Below are 15,134 nucleotides of genomic sequence, written 5' to 3' on the forward strand. Positions count from 1 at the left end.
CGCACCCGTGTCACGGCAGGCCGGCCACCGCGGCCTCGTCGAGGAGCAACTGCCAGGTGGCCGCGTGCCGCACCGACCGCCGGTGGGTCACCAGCATCGCGTCCTGGACGGGGTCGGCCGGGTCGAGCACGAGTGACCCGCCCCGGGTCAGGTGGGTGAGGAGGGCCACCGCGTTGTGCGCGTAGGCCAGTGAAGCGGTGACGGGCACCTGGACCGCGAGGTCGCCGGCGCCGATCACCGTGATCCCGTCACCCACCAGGGTCGTCCTGCCCGGCTCCGCGCCCTCGATGTCGGCGGTCCCCGCGTCGGCCGCGAGATCGACCAGCACCGAACCCGACGGCATCCGGGCGACGGCCGCCGTGTCCAGCACGCGCGGCGGCTCCCGACCCGGCGGCCGGACCTCGGTCAGGACCAGGTCGTGCCGGACCACGGCCTCGGCCAGCCCGTCACGCAGCGCGGACAGCTCGTGGTCGAGCAACTCCCGCAGCCCGGCGTCGTCAGCCACCGGATGGAACCCCGGCAGGTCCAGCAACTCGGCACCGAGGGCGAGCACCTCGGCGCGCTCGGCGCTGCGCGGCTCCACGACGCGGACCTGTGCGCCGAGTCGACGCGCGGTGTCGATCGCCTGGAGACCCGCATGGCCGGCACCCGCCACCAGCACCCGGACGGGCGCGAAGAGTGCGTCCGCGGCGCCCCAGGGCGGCAGGCAGCGCCCCAGCCGAACGGCCGCGAGCAGCACCGCCTGATAGCCGGTGATCCGGGCCTGGGACGCGGCCGCGTCCATGGGGTAGGCCGAGGGCAGCCCGGCCGGCGCCAGGTCGAGGCCGATCGAGTTGATCCCGTCGTCCGCCCAGCGCCGCACCAGTCGCGGGATCCGGGTCGGCCGGAGCAGCGCGACGAGCAACTGCCCCGGGTGCAGCTCCCGGGCGGGGTCGGCACCGGGCGCCTGGACGCCGAGCAGCACATCGGCGCGGTTCAGCAACTCGGTGTGCGCCACCGGCTCCGCACCGACGGCGGCGTACGCCTCGTCGTGGTGCCCGGCCCGGGCGCCGGCGCCGCGCTCCAGCAGCACCGTGAAGCCCAGCCGGCTCAGGTCCGGCACGAGGTCGGGCACCAGGGCCACGCGCCGCTCGCCCGGCGCGGTCTCGCGGAGCACACCCACTGTTGTCGCAGCCATCACCAGGTCACCACCCTGCACGACGGCCGTGCGGCGATTGCGCACGCACGCCTACACGACCAGTATGTTGCGTTTGCGACCCCTGACGGGGCGACCGGATACTCGACCGTAGGACGCTGCTCGGCGGCCGTGGCGCGGCTCGTTCCGCTTCCGCTGGGCGGTTCGGTCCGCTGGGCGGTTCGGTCCGTTGAGCGGTTCGGTGCAGGGAGCCGGGGATGGCGGGCAGGGGCTGGCAGTTCTGGGTGGACCGGGGCGGGACGTTCACCGACGTCGTCGCACTGGCCCCCGACGGCCGGCTGCTGACCCACAAGCTGCTCTCGCACGATCCGGCGCGCTACCGGGACCCGGCCGTAGCCGGGATCCGCGCCCTGCTGCCCGCGCACGGCGCCCGGATCGAGTCCGTGCGGATGGGCACCACGGTGGCCACCAACGCCCTGCTGGAGCGAACCGGCGAACCCACCGCCCTGGTGGTGACCCGGGGCTTCGCGGACTCGCTGCGGATCGGCTACCAGAACCGGCCGCAGATCTTCGCCCGCGCCATCGTGCTGCCACAGCCGCTCCACAGCCGGGTGATCGAGGTCGACGAGCGGATCACCGCCGACGGCACGGTGCTGCGCCCACCCGACCTGGAGCACCTCGCCGACGAGCTGCGCCGCTGCCTGCGCGACGGGATCCGCTCGGTGGCCGTGCTCTGCCTGCACAGCTACCTGCACCCCGCGCACGAGCGCGCGATCGGCGAACTGGCCCGGGAGTTGGGCTTTCCCCAGGTGGCGCTCTCCAGCGAGGCGAGCCCGCTGATGAAGCTGGTGCCGCGCGGTGACACCGCGGTGGTCGACGCCTACCTCTCGCCCGTCCTGAGGCGCTACGTGCGCGAGGTGGCAGCGGAGTTGACGGGCGTTCGGCTGATGTTCATGCAGTCCAACGGCGGACTCGCCGAAGCGGAGCACTTCCGGGGCAAGGACGCCATCCTCTCCGGCCCGGCCGGCGGCATCGTCGGCATGGTGCGGATGTCCCGACTCGCCGGCTTCGAGAAGGTGATCGGGTTCGACATGGGCGGCACCTCCACCGACGTGTCGCACTTCGCCGGCGAGTACGAGCGGGTGGTGACCACCGAGGTCGCGGGGGTCCGGCTGCGGGCGCCGATGCTGGCGATCCACACCGTGGCCGCCGGCGGCGGATCGGTGCTGCGCTTCGAGGGCGGACGCCTGCGGGTCGGCCCCGACTCGGCCGGCGCGGACCCGGGACCGGCCTGCTACCGGCGGGGCGGACCACTCACCGTCACCGATGCCAACCTGGCCCTCGGCCGGATCCAGGCCGCGCACTTCCCGCAGGTCTTCGGCACGAGCGGTGACCAGCCGCTCGACCTCGACCTGGTCCGGCGGCGCTTCGCCGAACTGGCGGCCGAGATCGCCGCGGACTCGGGCCGCGCCTGCAGCCTGGAACAGGCGGCGGAGGGCTTCCTGAGGATCGCGGTGGGGAACATCGCCAACGCGATCAAGCGCATCTCGGTGCAGCAGGGCCATGACGTCACCCGCTACGCGCTCACCACCTTCGGCGGCGCGGGCGGCCAGCACGCCTGCGCGGTGGCCGAGGCGCTCGGCATCCGCAGGGTGCTGGTGCCGCCCATGGCCGGAGTGCTCTCCGCGCTGGGCATCGGGCTGGCCGACACCACGGTGCTGCGTGAGCAGGCCGTGGAGCGGCCGCTCGGCCGCGACGCCGTGCCGCACGTGCGACGGCTGGCCGACGAGCTCGCGACGGCCGCGACGGCCGAGCTGCTAGGCCAGGAGATCCCGGCGGAGCGGATCCGGCTGGCCCACCGGGCCCGACTGGGCTACCGGGGGACCGACACCACCCTGCGGGTGGCGCTGGGCGAACCGGCCGACATGGCAGCCGAGTTCGAGGCGCAGCACCGGTCCACCTACTCCTTCCTGATGGACCGTCCGATCATGATCGAAGCCCTCGAAGTGGAGGCCACCGGCCTCACCGAGCAGCCGGACCTGGACGCCCTCGCAGCGACCGCCGCACCGCCCGGGCCCGCGTGCGACGCCGAGGTGCGTCTGTTCAGCGGCGGCGGCTGGCGCGGGGCACCGCTGCTGCGGCGCGAGCGGATGCGGCCGGGTGAGGCCGTCACCGGCCCGGCGATCATCGCCGAGGCCGGTGCCACCACCGTCGTGGACCAGGGCTGGCGGGCCACCGTGTCCCCGGTCGGGCAGTTGCTGCTCGAACAGGTCTCCGCCCCGGTGGAGCCCTCGGTGGCGGCCGCGGCCGACCCGGTGCTCCTGGAGGTTTTCAACAACCTCTTCATGGCGATCGCCCAACAGATGGGCGCCCGGCTGGAGTCGACCGCGCAGTCGGTCAACATCAAGGAACGGCTGGACTTCTCCTGCGCGCTCTTCGACCCGGACGGCAACCTGGTCGCCAACGCCCCGCACATCCCGGTCCACCTCGGATCGATGGGCACGACCGTCAAGGAGGTGCTGCGCAGCCGCGGTTCGAAGCTCCGGCCCGGCGACGCCTACGCCGTCAACGACCCCTACCACGGCGGCACCCACCTGCCCGACGTCACCGTGGTCACCCCGGTCTTCGGCCCGGACGGGCACGACCTCCTGTTCTTCGTCGCGTCCCGCGGCCACCACGCCGAGATCGGCGGTGTCACGCCGGGATCGATGCCCGCGACCAGCCGTGAGATCCACGAGGAGGGCGTGCTCTTCGACAACTGGCTGCTGGTCGCGGACGGCGAACTGCGCGAGGCCGAGACGCACCGGCTGCTCACCGGGGCGCGCCACCCGTCGCGCGACCCGGCCACCAATCTCGCCGACCTGCGCGCCCAGATCGCCGCCAACCGCAAGGGCGTCGACGAAGTCACCAAGATGATCGACCAGTTCGGCCTCGACGTGGTGCAGGCCTACATGCGCCACGTGCAGGACAACGCCGAGCGGGCGGTGCGCGAAGTGATCGGCAGGCTGTCCGACGGCGAGTACCGCTACCGGACCGACTCCGGCGCCGAGATCGCGGTGCGCGTCACGGTGGACCGCGAAGAACGCACCGCCACCATCGATTTCACCGGCACCTCGGCCCAGCTGGACAGCAACTTCAACGCCCCGTCGGCGGTGGTCACGGCCGCGGTGCTGTACGTCTTCCGCACCCTGGTAGCCGACGACATCCCGCTCAACGACGGCTGCCTGCGCCCCCTGCGGATCATCGTGCCGCCCGGCTCGTTCCTCGCGCCGCGCTACCCGGCCGCCGTCGCCGCCGGGAACGTCGAGACCTCCCAGGCCATCACCGGGGCGCTCTACGCGGCGCTCGCCGTCCAGGCCGAGGGCTCGGGAACGATGAACAACGTCAGCTTCGGCAACGAGGACCACCAGTACTACGAGACCATCGCGTCCGGCTCCGGTGCCGGCCCGGGGTTCGACGGTGCCGACGTGGTGCAGACCCACATGACCAACTCCCGCCTGACCGACCCCGAAGTCCTGGAATGGCGGCTGCCCGTGCTGCTGGAGGAATTCGCCGTCCGACCCGGCAGCGGCGGCGCCGGCCGCTGGCACGGCGGCGACGGCGCGGTGCGCCGGATCCGGTTCCGCCGGCCGGTGACCGTCAGCCTGCTGTCCGGGCACCGGCACCAGGCGCCCTACGGCATGGCAGGCGGAGCCCCGGGGGCACTGGGCAGGAACCGGGTGCGGCGCAAGGACGGCACGGTCGAGACGCTCGACGGCTGCGCCACCGCCGACCTCGCGGCCGGTGACGTGCTGGAGATCGAGACACCGGGCGGCGGCGGATACGGGGCGCCCGACCGCCCCAGCGGGGCAGGGGAGCCCGACCGCCCCAGCGGTGCCGGGTGAGCGACGTGCGGCAGCGGTGCCGGGCGAGCGACGTGCGGCAGGCCGATCCGTGCGGCTCGTGACCGGACGGCCGACTGGCCGTCTCCGCCGCGACGCACCTGCTGCAATCGCGTTGGCTGCCGGCTGCTCCTTCCGCACCAGGGCTCGCCCGCCTGACCGCCGGCGGACGACACGAACGGGCAGCCGGGGTCTTCGGCGGCGGCGGGGTCGGCGTGGCGACCACGAGCTGATCCCCAGCCGGGGCGTGGGTGCTCGGGTGCGGGCCCCACTCCCGCGCTCCGGGGCGGGAGTCCGGCCGGCGCGGCTCCGGCGGGGCTCGCCTCGCGGGATCCCGGCCCGGCGGAGCCTGGTCATGGTGTGTCGTCTGCGGCGGGGTGGGTAGACGGTGGCTTTGTTGAAGCGGCTCGGCAGGAGGAAACCGGTCCGTTGCCTTTCAGGGGAAGTGCCATGAATAACACGAAGCTTGCCGCTGCGGTGGCTGCGGGCTACCTGCTCGGGCGCTGGCATAAGGCCCGGTGGGCAATGGCCCTGGCCGGCATGGCAGCGGGGAAGAAGTTGACCACCGATCCCGGCGCGCTCCTCGGGGAGCTGATGGAGTCGTCGCCGCAACTGCGCCGCCTGACCGACGAGGTGCGGGGCGAACTGAAGGAAGCGGGCAAGAAGGCCGCCGTCGCGGCCGCGAGCAACCGGATGGGGGCGCTGACCGACCGGCTGCAGAAGCACACCGATGCGCTGCGCGAGGGAAAGGCCGACCAGGAGGAGGAGCCGGAGGGCGAGGACGAGTACGAGGAGAACGGCGAGCAGGAAGAGCCCGAGGCGGAGAACGGCGAGCAGGAGGAACCGGAGGAGGAGCAGGAAGAGCAGGAGCCTGAGGAGCAGGAGGAGGAGCCGGAGGAGGAGCCGAAGAAGCCGGCGGCACGGCGGCCATCACGTAGCAGGACGTCGTCCGCCGGAGGCGCCGCGAAGCGCGCTTCCTCCACCGCCAAGCGGTCCGAGGCCGCCGCGCCCAAGAGCACGGCGAAGTCCGGCGCGAAGGCGGGGACGAAGGCGGCTTCCAGCCGGGCGTCCAGCGGTGGCACCGCGAAGAAGGCGGCATCGCCGCGCAAGAGCACGGCGGCCGCGAAGAAGAGTGCGAGCAAGGCCCCGGCGAAGAAGGCGGCCTCGCCACGCAGGAGCGCGGCGGCCGCGAAGAAGACGGCGTCCCCGTCGTCCGGGCGGAAGACAGCGGGCACCGCGTCGGCACGCAAGAGCACCGGCACCCGGACGTCGGCCCGTAAGCGGGGGTGAGTCAGATGGCCAAGCAGTCCGATGACCGGAGTGCCGGACTGGGCGGCGTGCTCGAGGAGCTGCCCACCGACCGGTTGATGGAGCAGGGGCGCGAGTTGATATCGGCGCTCGGCGAGCGCGCGGTGTCGGTCGCGACCGACAAGGCCGGCGAGGTCACCGACCGGCTCGTCGACTACGTGGAGAACGGCGGCCTCGGGGGCGGCGGCGGAGGAGGCGGGGGCGGTATGGCGAAGGCCCTGCTGAGCACGGGTGCCGCCGGAGTGAAGCAGGCCGTGGCCGGCAAGTTCGGCGGCGGTGGCGGAGACGGCAGCGGTGGTGGCGGGGGCGGAGGCGGAGGTGGAAAGAAGACCAAGGCCACCAACATCGTGGAGCAGATCGAGGTCGGCGTCCCGGTCCGAGTCGCCTACAACCAGTGGACCCAGTTCCAGGACTTCCCGAAGTACACCAAGCGCCTGGAGCACGTCGAGCAGGAGTCCGACGAGAAGCTCAGTTGGAAGGCCGGGATCTTCCTGTCCCACCGCACCTGGGAGTCGACGATCATCAAGCAGGTCCCGGACGAGATGATCGTGTGGCAGTCGAAGGGGGAGAAGGGCTCCGTGGACGGCACGGTGACCTTCCATGAGGTCACGCCCACCCTCACCAAGATCCTCCTCGTGCTGGAGTACAAGCCGCAGGGCCTGTTCGAGCGGACCGGCAACCTGTGGCGCGCCCAGGGACGACGCGTGCGCCTGGAGCTCAAGCACTTCCGCCGCCACGTCATGACGCAGGTGATCCTCGACCCCGAAAGCGTCGAGGGCTGGCGCGGTGAGATCCGTGACGGGGAAGTCGTGCGCTCCCACGAGGACGCCCTCGAGGAGGAGAAGAACGAGGGCGACGAGGAGTCGCAGGAGCCCGAGGACGAGTACGACGAGGAAGAGCCGGAAGGCGAAGAGGACGAGGAAGAGCCGGAAGACGAAGAGGACGAGGAGGAAGAGGAAGAGGAGGAAGGGCCCGAGGACGAGTACGACGAGGAAGAGCCGGAGGGCGAAGAGGACTACGAGGGGGAAGAGCCCGAGGATGAGTACGAGGGCGGGGACGAGGAGCCCGAGGACGACGAGGACGACTACGAGGGTGGAGACGAGGAGCCCGAGGACGAGTACGAAGAGTCCGGCGACGACGATGAGTACGAGGAAGACGAAGACGAAGACGAGGAAGAAGACGAGGGCGATGAGGAGCCCGCCAGGCGGCGCGGCTCCCGGCGTGCACTCGCACGGAACAGGTGAGAGCAGTGACCGTTGCTCCACGTACCAGCCACTACCTTGATCGACCTTCCGCGAGCAGCCTGGCGGATGTCGTCGACCTCATTCTGGACAAGGGCCTGGTCATCGACATCAACTTGCGGGTGTCCCTGGTGGGGATCGAACTGCTGACTGTCGATGCGCGCATCGTGGTGGCCAGCGTGGACACCTACCTGCGGTTCGCCGAGGCCGTGAACCGGTTGGACCTCACGCAGGACAAGAGCGAGGGCCTGCCGGAGCTGATGCAGGACATGCAGCAGGGAGGTGCCCGGCACAAGACCCGCGGCGCCCTCGAGGGGGTGAAGGGGACGGTCAGCGACGTCATCGATCACGTCCGCGGCGGCGATGACGAGGACGAGGGCGAAGAACCGGAAGAGCAGCAGGAGGAGGCGCAGGAACGGCCCAGGCGGCGGTCGCGGTCCGCCGCGACGCGGAGGGAGCGTGACCGATGAATGCCACCGCGCTGCCGGAGCCGGTCACGCTGGGCTGCTACGTGTACGGGGTGGTTCCGATCGGTACCCGGGAGCCGAACGACGTCGAGGGCATCGGCGACCCGCCTGCGCCCGTCACCCTGGTGCGGCACCGCGAGATCGCCGCCGTGGTCAGCGAGGTTGACACGGGTCGGCCACTGGGGGCACCCGGTGACCTGCTCGGTCACGCCAGGGTCCTGGATTCACTGGCGGCCGCGAACGTCCCGGTCCTGCCCTTCCGCTTCGGCGCCGTGGTGCGCGACGTGGAGGCGGTCGCCGATGACCTGCTGGCCCCGCAGGAGCGGCAGTTCGCCGACGCGCTGGAGGACTTGACCGACCTCGCACAGTTCACCGTCCGCGGAACCTACCGGGAGGACAGGGTGCTGCGGGACATCCTCGCGGAGCGAGCGGACATCGCCCGGCTGCGGGAGCAGGTCGCCGGCCTGCCGGAGGATGCCGCCCGCTACCAGCAGATCCAACTCGGTGAGCTGATCTCCCAGGAACTCACCGCTCGCGGACAGGCCGACACCGCCCGTCTCCTGGACGTGCTGGCCCCGCTGGCCGCGCGGGCCTTCCACGCCGACGCCACTGCCGACCAGCCCCTCTACGCCTCCTTCCTCGTCCCCCACGACCGCTGGAAGGGGTTCGAGCACGCCACCGAGGACCTCGCCGCGGACTGGGGAGCGTGGATGGAGCTGCGCATGCTGGGCCCGCTGGCCCCGTACGACTTCGCCTCGCAACTCGTCGACGCGGACGTCGATGCGGAAGGAGACGGCTCATGGGACTGATCACCGGACTGCTGACCCTGCCACTCGCACCCGTCCGTGGCGTCGTGTGGGTGGCCGAGCAGGTGCACGAGCAGGCCGCGTGCGAGCTGAACGACCCGGCGGTCATCCGCCGCCGCCTGATGGCCGTCGAGGCCGCCAGGCAGGCCGGCACGATCAGCGAGGAAGACGCGGCCAGGCAGGAGGAGGAGCTGGTACGGCGCCTGTGGGCCGCCACGAGCAGCGCGGGGGGCCTGGAGGTGTGAACCGTGTCCGACTCCGAGCGCCGATCCCGTCGTCCGGCCGCCGAACGCTCGGCGAGCCGCCCGCCCCCCGACCAGCCGCGGCGCCGCGTGTCGCACGGCACCGAGGAGGACTCCGCGCGACCGCGCCGACGTGCGGAGGAGGAGGCGCCGCGACCGCGCCGACGTGCGGAGGAGGAGGCGCCGCGACCGCGCCGACGTGCGGAGGAGGAGGCGCCGCGACCGCGCCGACGTGCTGCTGAGGCCTCCGACCACCACGGCCAGGACGAGCCCCCACGGCGCCTGCGCCGGAGCGAGGGCGAGGACGCACCCGCAGCGCGCCCGGCCCGCCCTGAGCGCACCGCCCGCCGGACCGCACCCCAGGAGCGCCCGGCCCGCCCTGAGCGCACCGCCCACCGGAAGACCCCAACCAAGGTCGCGGGGATCGGTGCCGCCGAGGCCGCTGCCAAGGCCGCCGCCCAAGTCCAGACCCTCACCGGGCGCGGCCCCGAGGGCGTCACCGCTCTGGAGCGGACCGGCGACGGCTGGCGGATCGGCATCGAGGTCCTGGAGACCCGCCGCATCCCCGACTCCACCGACATCCTCGCCGTCTACGAGGTCATGCTCGACGAGGACGGCGACCTCGTCTCCTACCGTCGCGAAAGCCGCTACTACCGCGGCCGCGCCAACCGGGAGGAGCAGTAATGAGCGACCTGACTCCCCGGCGCGGCAGCGTCCTGTCGGCGCGGCCTGGAACCACCGCCCCGCCGCAGCCGGCCAATCTGGCCGACCTCCTCGAGCGCGTTCTGGACAAGGGCATCGTCATCGCCGGCGACATCCGCATCAACCTCCTGGACATCGAGCTGCTCACCATAAAGATCAGATTGCTGATCGCTTCGGTCGACCGGGCCCGGGAGATGGGCATCGACTGGTGGGAGCACGACCCGTCGCTGTCCTCCGGCCAGCGCGACCTCGCGGCGGAGAACCGGCGCCTGCGCGAACGCCTGGGTGAACTCGAGGCCGACCGCACCGCGACCAGGGCCGAGATCGACGCCGGAACCGACGCCGCCCCTGCCACCGGCTTCGACCCTGGCACCGATGCCGACGAGGCCCAGGAGGTCGACGACGCCGCCGAGACCGACGACGCCCCCGAGGCCGACCACACGGACACCGCGGAGGAAGCCGGGCGTGCCCCGAGGCGTGCGCGGCGCACCGCTGAACGCCCGTCCGCTGCCCGATCCCCTCGCACGTCCACCACCCGCCGCAGAGGCACCCAGTCATGACCGGTGACTCCTACACCTGGCTGTACGCGGTGGCACCCAGCGGCACCGACCTCGCCGTCCTGCGGGGCATGAGCGGTGTCGCCGGCGAGCACCCGCGCCTGATCACCGCAGCGGACCTCGCCGCGGTTGTGGGTTCGGTGCCGAGCTCGGACTTCGACGCGCCGGCCCTGCACGACCACCTCCAGGACCCGCACTGGCTCGAACACGCGGTGCGCGCGCACCACCAGGTCATCGACGCCCTCGCCCGCGGCTCGCGGACGCTGCCCCTGCGGTTCGCCACCCTCTACCGCGACGACCAGCGGGTGTCGGCCCTGCTCGACGAGCACCACCGGGAGTTCCGGACCGCCCTCGACCGTGTCGCCGGCCGCACGGAGTGGGGCGTGAAGGCCTATCTGGACTCGGCCCGTCTCCACGACGACAACCAGGGCGCCGACGGGCGGGACGGCACCGCGTCGACCGGCCGTCCCGGCACCGCCTACCTGCTGCGCCGGCGGGCCGCCCGCGACCGCAATGCGCAGGCCCTGGACGACGCGGTGGAGCGCGCCCGGCAGGTCCACCACGAGCTGACCGCCGTCGCGGAGGACAGCGCCGAGCACCCCCTGCAGACCCCGGAGGCGACCGGCATCCGCGATCCGATGGTCCTCAACGGCGCCTACCTGGTGGACCACCCCCGGGCGGAGGAGTTCGCCCAGGTGGTCGCGGGCCTCCAGGACGCCCACCGCCAGGTCCTGCGCATCGAGCTGACCGGGCCGTGGCCGCCGTACTCGTTCGTCGACCTTCCGCTTGCAACCGGCGGGAAGTGATCGCCGTGTCACAGCCTTCCGCGGCACTCCAGCAGCGCAACGTCGCCCTGGTCGACCTGCTCGACCGGGTGCTGGCCGGCGGCGTGGTGATCGCGGGCGAGATCACCCTCTCGATCGCCGACGTCGACCTGGTGCGGATCAGCTTGCGCGCCTTGATCGCGTCGGTCCGTTCCGTCACCCCCGACCCGGATCGGTCGCTGTCGTGAACGGCCGGTTCTGGGAGCCGCAGACCGGGACCTCCCGGCCGGACCCCACCGACGTGTTCCCGCCGCGGAAGCGGGCCCGGGCAGATCCGGGCGGTCGGGGCGAGCGGGGCGGTCGGGGCGAACGCCCGACGGCGGGGCGCCGCGTCGCACTGGATCCGGAGACGGTCGGGCGCGACCTGGCGTCCCTGGTCCTGGCGGTCGTCGAGCTGATCAGGCAGTTGATGGAACGCCAGGCGCTGCGGCGAATAGACCAGGGTGACCTCAGCGATGACCAGATCGAGGACATCGGAGTGACGCTGATGGCGCTCGAGGAGCGGATGACGGAGCTGCGGGAGCGGTTCGACCTCACGGCCGACGACCTCAACATCGACCTCGGCCCGCTCGGGCCGCTGCTGTCGTCCGATTAGCTGTCCCAGCGGTCCTGAATCCACCGACCGGGCAGTGCATACGCCCCCGGACCTGCCCGCCTCCGGGTGCCCTTTCGCGCTCGGATTTCGGTATGAAACACCTGATAAGGGGCAAACGCAACAGCGGACACTTGAGTACATGAGGAGGAAGTCGTGGGCGCAGGCAAGAAGATCGAGCACGCGGCCGAAGCCGCCAAGGGCAAGGTGAAGAAGGACACCGGCCAGGCCGTCGGCAACGAGAGCCTCGCTGCCAAGGGCAAAGCCGAACAGGTGAAGGGTGACACGCTCCAGGCCGGACAGAAGATGAAGGACGCCCTGAAGGACTGATCCGCCCTGACGGCAACTCGATTCCGCTTCCCGGCGCACCTGGCCGGGAGGCGGAATCGTTGCTCTCCCTGGCGTATGCCATGTCGGCATCAGAGCCGGCCCGCCCAGTCGTCGACCGTCCCGGGCTCAGGTCTCGGCGGCCAGCCGGTCGCGTTCCTCGTGCCTCGGCTGGCGGCACACCCGTACCCGTACGTACGGCGGCGACCACTGGGTGTGTGCTCGGCCTGTGGCTCGCCACCCTGGCGGGAAGATCGCCGCGGCCTGCCTGCTGCCGGGCCGGCGCGACCTCGGCGGCGGCCTGCCGCCGCAGCGCCCCGGACCGGCGACGGCGGGCGCGGAACCCGGTCGACCGCTGTGCCCGGCCTGGCGGCTGCAGCCGGCCACGCCGTCGGCCTGGGCGGCCAGGCTGATCGTCTTCGGATTCGTGCTCGGCGGCAGCACCAAGGGCCTGCAGCAGCTCACCGACGACACACCGCGGCGGTGCAGATCCTCCCACGGCTGGGCGGCGGGACCACCAGCACCATCGACTCCCGCCAGTCCACCTGCATGCATGACGTTCCTCGCACGGCCGTCGCGGTCCACGCGGTGCAGATCGGGCTGTGCCTGCGCGAGGAGCAGGCCGCGGGGCAACCGCCGGGGTTCACGTATCCGGCGGTTGCGTATACAAAGGGATGAGGGCCCCGGCGTGCGGGCCGCCGCCCGGTTCCTCCCGGCTGGCAACACCCAGCTGGCAACCCCCAGCTGTCAAGGGGTGACACCAATGCGCAGACGTCGACTGCTGCTCGCGGTGGCCGGTGCCGGAACCGCCGGGTTCGTCGCCCTCCAGGGCTGCGGCAGCAATGCGCCCAAGCCCCCGCCCCCGCCACCCTCCCCGTCGTCGACGGCACAGGCCCCGAACCCGCTCGACAACAACGGCACGGCGGGCAATCTGCTCGCCGTCAAGATCGACAACGTGGGCCGCAACATCCAGCAGATCCAACAGGGACTCGGCCAGGCCGACATCGTCTACTGGATACAGGTCGAGGGCGGACTCTCCCGGTTCCTCGCCGTCTACGACGCCAACCACCTGCCCGACAAGATCGGCCCGGTCCGCTCGGCCCGGCAGACCGACATCCCGCTCCTCCAGCAGTACGGGCGCCTCGACTTCGCCTACAGCGGCGCGATCAGCGGACTCCTCCCGCAGCTCAACCAGGCCGACGTGCAGAACGTCACCCCCTTCGACGACCCCGGCGCGTTCAGCAACCACGCCACGGACCCCACCTTCATCGACCCGCACCAGATCCTCGCCAAGTACCCGTCCGTGCCTGCTCGTTCCCCGGGCTTCACCTTCGGCGCCGCACCGAGCGGCGGCACCGCCCTCACCGACATGACCTGGCACCTGCCCGCCGCGTCGATCGGCGTCCACTTCAACGGCCGCAGCTACGACGTGTCCGTGGACGGCCACTCGGCGTGGTCCGGCACGGCGACCGTGGTCGTCCAGCACGTCAGCATCGTCCCCGGGCAGTTCACCGACTTCAACGCCGGGCACCCGGACAACGAGGTGTTCACCCAGAGCACCGGATCGGGCACGGCGGAGGTGCTGCGTGACGGCAGGACGTGGAGCACTCACTGGAGTCGGCCCGACGCCGCCGCCGGCACCACGTTCACCCTGCCCGACGGCAGCACCATGCCGTTCGCCACCGGTCCGGTCCTGGTGGTGATGGTGCCGTAACGAGCCCGGCCCGCCGCCCGCCGACGAATTCGGTGGCCCGCGCGTCACGGTCGGCTGCACCATGATCCGGCGCCGCGTCACTTCCGCCTCCTGATGCCCTCGCCTGGGCGAGCGAACTCACCGGACCCGCCCCGCAGACAGCTGGACCGTCGACCGCCCGGCCGGTGGTGACCATGCCGCCACGCACCTCCTGCGCGCCCCGCGGCCGCCAACCGAGCTGGTGCTGCGGCGATTTCTGACGGGCGATCGCACACCGGGGTACGAGTCACAGGTGCTGGCGGCCGTCGTGCTGCCCGTGCGGCCAGCCGCGCAGGGAGCCGGCCTCCCGGGACGGCGACACGGATCCCATGCGTGTCGCCGTCCCGGGGTCGAGTGCGCCGGGGACCAGCGCGCACAAGCCCGGCCGGGGCGTGCCAGTGCACGGGCGCTCATCCCGCTCACTGCCACGGAACGTGGCATGGCGATCAGCGCCGGGAGCTGCCGAGTGGTGCTGGACCTCAGAACGCGGAGTGCGCGAACCAGAGGTCGAGCAGCGCCCCGTCGCCGCCGGCACGGATGCCGGGGGCCGTGCGGTCGAGGCGCCCGTAGAGCAGGAGCAGCAGGTCGGCCGCCGGGGCCTGGACGGTGGCATCGGCGCGGTCGGCGTTGCTGGCCTCGGGGTCGATCCCGAAACCGTCGGGGCGCAGCCGGACCAGCCAGTCGCCGTCCCCATCGGTGCAGCTGAACCGGATGGTTCGGTCGGCGGCGCGCAGTTCGGCGGTGCCGGGGGCGAAGAGAGCGGCGAACGGCAGGTTCACCAGGAACTCCGCCACGCCGTCTGCCGCGAGCCGGCGGTCGATCACCGGGCTCAGCCCGAGGGCGAGTTCGGCGTCCACGCGGTGCACCAGGGTCTCGAAGAGCATCCGGCGGGCCCAGAACCGGGCATGCTGGTCGGCGCCCCAGGCCCACATCGGCGCGTCGGACTCGATGGTGGCGAACGCATCGGCGGCCTCGACGGCGCTGTCGGCCAGCCAGCCGGGCAGGGCCTTCGGGTCAGCGGGCAGCTTCAGGTCCACGTCCCGGCTGCGCGGCTGCTCCTGGATCCGCTGGCGCAGCAGCGTGGCGAACCAGCGCTGCACACTGCCGGCGTGCCGGACCAGATCGCTCAGCGCCCAGCCGGGGCAGGTCGGCACGGCGGTGGCCAGGTCGGCCGACCTGACGGCTTCGACGAACGCGGCAGTCTCGGCGGCAACGGCGGCGCGGTGGTCAATGGCGGTGGTCAATGCGGTGCCTCTCCGTCATACGCTGGTCTTTCTCCCTGCGCAGCGTCTCACGACGGCACCGGGCGACGGCAGACGG

General features: G+C 72.3%; 14 protein-coding genes and 1 pseudogene. 13 read left to right on the forward strand and 2 right to left on the reverse strand.

Features of this window, described 5'->3' with window-relative positions; translation table 11 throughout:
* Positions 1–10: 10 nt before the first annotated feature.
* Complete coding sequence (locus LN042_RS12070) at positions 11–1,177, reverse strand: Rossmann-fold NAD(P)-binding domain-containing protein (protein ID WP_230051146.1); 1,167 nt, start codon at positions 1,175–1,177, stop codon at positions 11–13.
* Between the two features lie 215 nt (positions 1,178–1,392).
* Here LN042_RS12070 and LN042_RS12075 point away from each other — a divergent pair, with 215 nt between their 5' ends.
* The 13 genes and pseudogenes from LN042_RS12075 (at position 1,393) to LN042_RS12135 (ending at position 13,796) form a co-directional block, all read left to right on the forward strand.
* Positions 1,393–5,019 (forward strand): hydantoinase B/oxoprolinase family protein, encoded by a 3,627-nt coding sequence (locus tag LN042_RS12075; RefSeq protein ID WP_230051147.1) that lies wholly within the window; start codon positions 1,393–1,395, stop codon positions 5,017–5,019.
* Between the two features lie 447 nt (positions 5,020–5,466).
* The gene (locus LN042_RS12080) at positions 5,467–6,306 is read left to right on the forward strand and encodes a histone protein (protein ID WP_230051148.1); all 840 of its coding nucleotides are present in this window, start codon (positions 5,467–5,469) and stop codon (positions 6,304–6,306) included.
* A gap of 5 nt (positions 6,307–6,311) precedes the next feature.
* The gene (locus tag LN042_RS12085; RefSeq protein WP_283843684.1) at positions 6,312–7,568 is read left to right on the forward strand and encodes an SRPBCC family protein; all 1,257 of its coding nucleotides are present in this window, start codon (positions 6,312–6,314) and stop codon (positions 7,566–7,568) included.
* A gap of 5 nt (positions 7,569–7,573) precedes the next feature.
* The gene (gene gvpJ, locus LN042_RS12090; RefSeq protein WP_230051150.1) at positions 7,574–8,035 is read left to right on the forward strand and encodes a gas vesicle protein GvpJ; all 462 of its coding nucleotides are present in this window, start codon (positions 7,574–7,576) and stop codon (positions 8,033–8,035) included.
* Positions 8,032–8,841, forward strand: coding sequence for a GvpL/GvpF family gas vesicle protein (locus LN042_RS12095; protein WP_230051151.1), 810 nt, complete (start codon positions 8,032–8,034; stop codon positions 8,839–8,841). The genes gvpJ and LN042_RS12095 overlap by 4 nt, the downstream gene beginning before the upstream one ends.
* A complete protein-coding gene (locus LN042_RS12100; protein ID WP_230051152.1) occupies positions 8,832–9,083 on the forward strand; it encodes a gas vesicle protein GvpG in 252 nt (83 codons plus the stop codon). The genes LN042_RS12095 and LN042_RS12100 overlap by 10 nt, the downstream gene beginning before the upstream one ends.
* Before the next feature lie 3 nt (positions 9,084–9,086).
* Positions 9,087–9,764, forward strand: a complete 678-nt coding sequence (gvpO, locus tag LN042_RS37685) for a gas vesicle protein GvpO (RefSeq protein ID WP_230051153.1) — start codon at positions 9,087–9,089, stop codon at positions 9,762–9,764.
* A pseudogene (locus LN042_RS12110) lies at positions 9,764–10,096 on the forward strand (gas vesicle protein); the annotation flags it as partial. The gene gvpO and the pseudogene LN042_RS12110, both read left to right, overlap by 1 nt.
* 242 nt (positions 10,097–10,338) lie before the next feature.
* Positions 10,339–11,145: a GvpL/GvpF family gas vesicle protein gene (locus LN042_RS12115; protein WP_230051154.1), complete on the forward strand. Its 807-nt coding sequence runs from the start codon at positions 10,339–10,341 to the stop codon at positions 11,143–11,145.
* A gap of 5 nt (positions 11,146–11,150) precedes the next feature.
* The gene (locus LN042_RS12120; RefSeq protein WP_230051155.1) at positions 11,151–11,351 is read left to right on the forward strand and encodes a gas vesicle protein; all 201 of its coding nucleotides are present in this window, start codon (positions 11,151–11,153) and stop codon (positions 11,349–11,351) included.
* A gap of 149 nt (positions 11,352–11,500) precedes the next feature.
* A complete protein-coding gene (locus tag LN042_RS37990) occupies positions 11,501–11,758 on the forward strand; it encodes a gas vesicle protein K (RefSeq protein ID WP_249800958.1) in 258 nt (85 codons plus the stop codon).
* Between the two features lie 153 nt (positions 11,759–11,911).
* A complete protein-coding gene (locus LN042_RS12130; protein ID WP_230051157.1) occupies positions 11,912–12,085 on the forward strand; it encodes a CsbD family protein in 174 nt (57 codons plus the stop codon).
* Positions 12,086–12,845: 760 nt separating this feature from the next.
* Entirely contained in the window at positions 12,846–13,796 is a 951-nt protein-coding gene (locus LN042_RS12135; RefSeq protein ID WP_230051158.1) for a DUF3048 domain-containing protein, read from the forward strand.
* Between the two features lie 497 nt (positions 13,797–14,293).
* On the opposite strand, the gene LN042_RS12140 is transcribed toward LN042_RS12135, so the two are convergent.
* On the reverse strand, positions 14,294–15,058 hold the full coding sequence (locus LN042_RS12140) for a maleylpyruvate isomerase family mycothiol-dependent enzyme (protein WP_230051159.1): 765 nt from the start codon (positions 15,056–15,058) through the stop codon (positions 14,294–14,296).
* Positions 15,059–15,134: the final 76 nt, after the last annotated feature.

Origin of the sequence: Kitasatospora humi, from assembly GCF_020907985.1 — a bacterium.
Taxonomy (GTDB): Bacteria; Actinomycetota; Actinomycetes; order Streptomycetales; family Streptomycetaceae; genus Kitasatospora; species Kitasatospora humi.

Coding starts and splice junctions, on each gene's coding strand:
- LN042_RS12080 (WP_230051148.1), top strand. CDS start 5,467: ATGAATAACACGAAGCTTGCCGCTGCGGTGGCTGCGGGCTACCTGCTC.
- LN042_RS12135 (WP_230051158.1), top strand. CDS start 12,846: ATGCGCAGACGTCGACTGCTGCTCGCGGTGGCCGGTGCCGGAACCGCC.
- LN042_RS12115 (WP_230051154.1), top strand. CDS start 10,339: ATGACCGGTGACTCCTACACCTGGCTGTACGCGGTGGCACCCAGCGGC.
- LN042_RS12100 (WP_230051152.1), top strand. CDS start 8,832: ATGGGACTGATCACCGGACTGCTGACCCTGCCACTCGCACCCGTCCGT.
- LN042_RS12085 (WP_283843684.1), top strand. CDS start 6,312: ATGGCCAAGCAGTCCGATGACCGGAGTGCCGGACTGGGCGGCGTGCTC.
- LN042_RS12075 (WP_230051147.1), top strand. CDS start 1,393: ATGGCGGGCAGGGGCTGGCAGTTCTGGGTGGACCGGGGCGGGACGTTC.
- LN042_RS12070 (WP_230051146.1), bottom strand. CDS start 1,177: ATGGCTGCGACAACAGTGGGTGTGCTCCGCGAGACCGCGCCGGGCGAG.
- LN042_RS12095 (WP_230051151.1), top strand. CDS start 8,032: ATGAATGCCACCGCGCTGCCGGAGCCGGTCACGCTGGGCTGCTACGTG.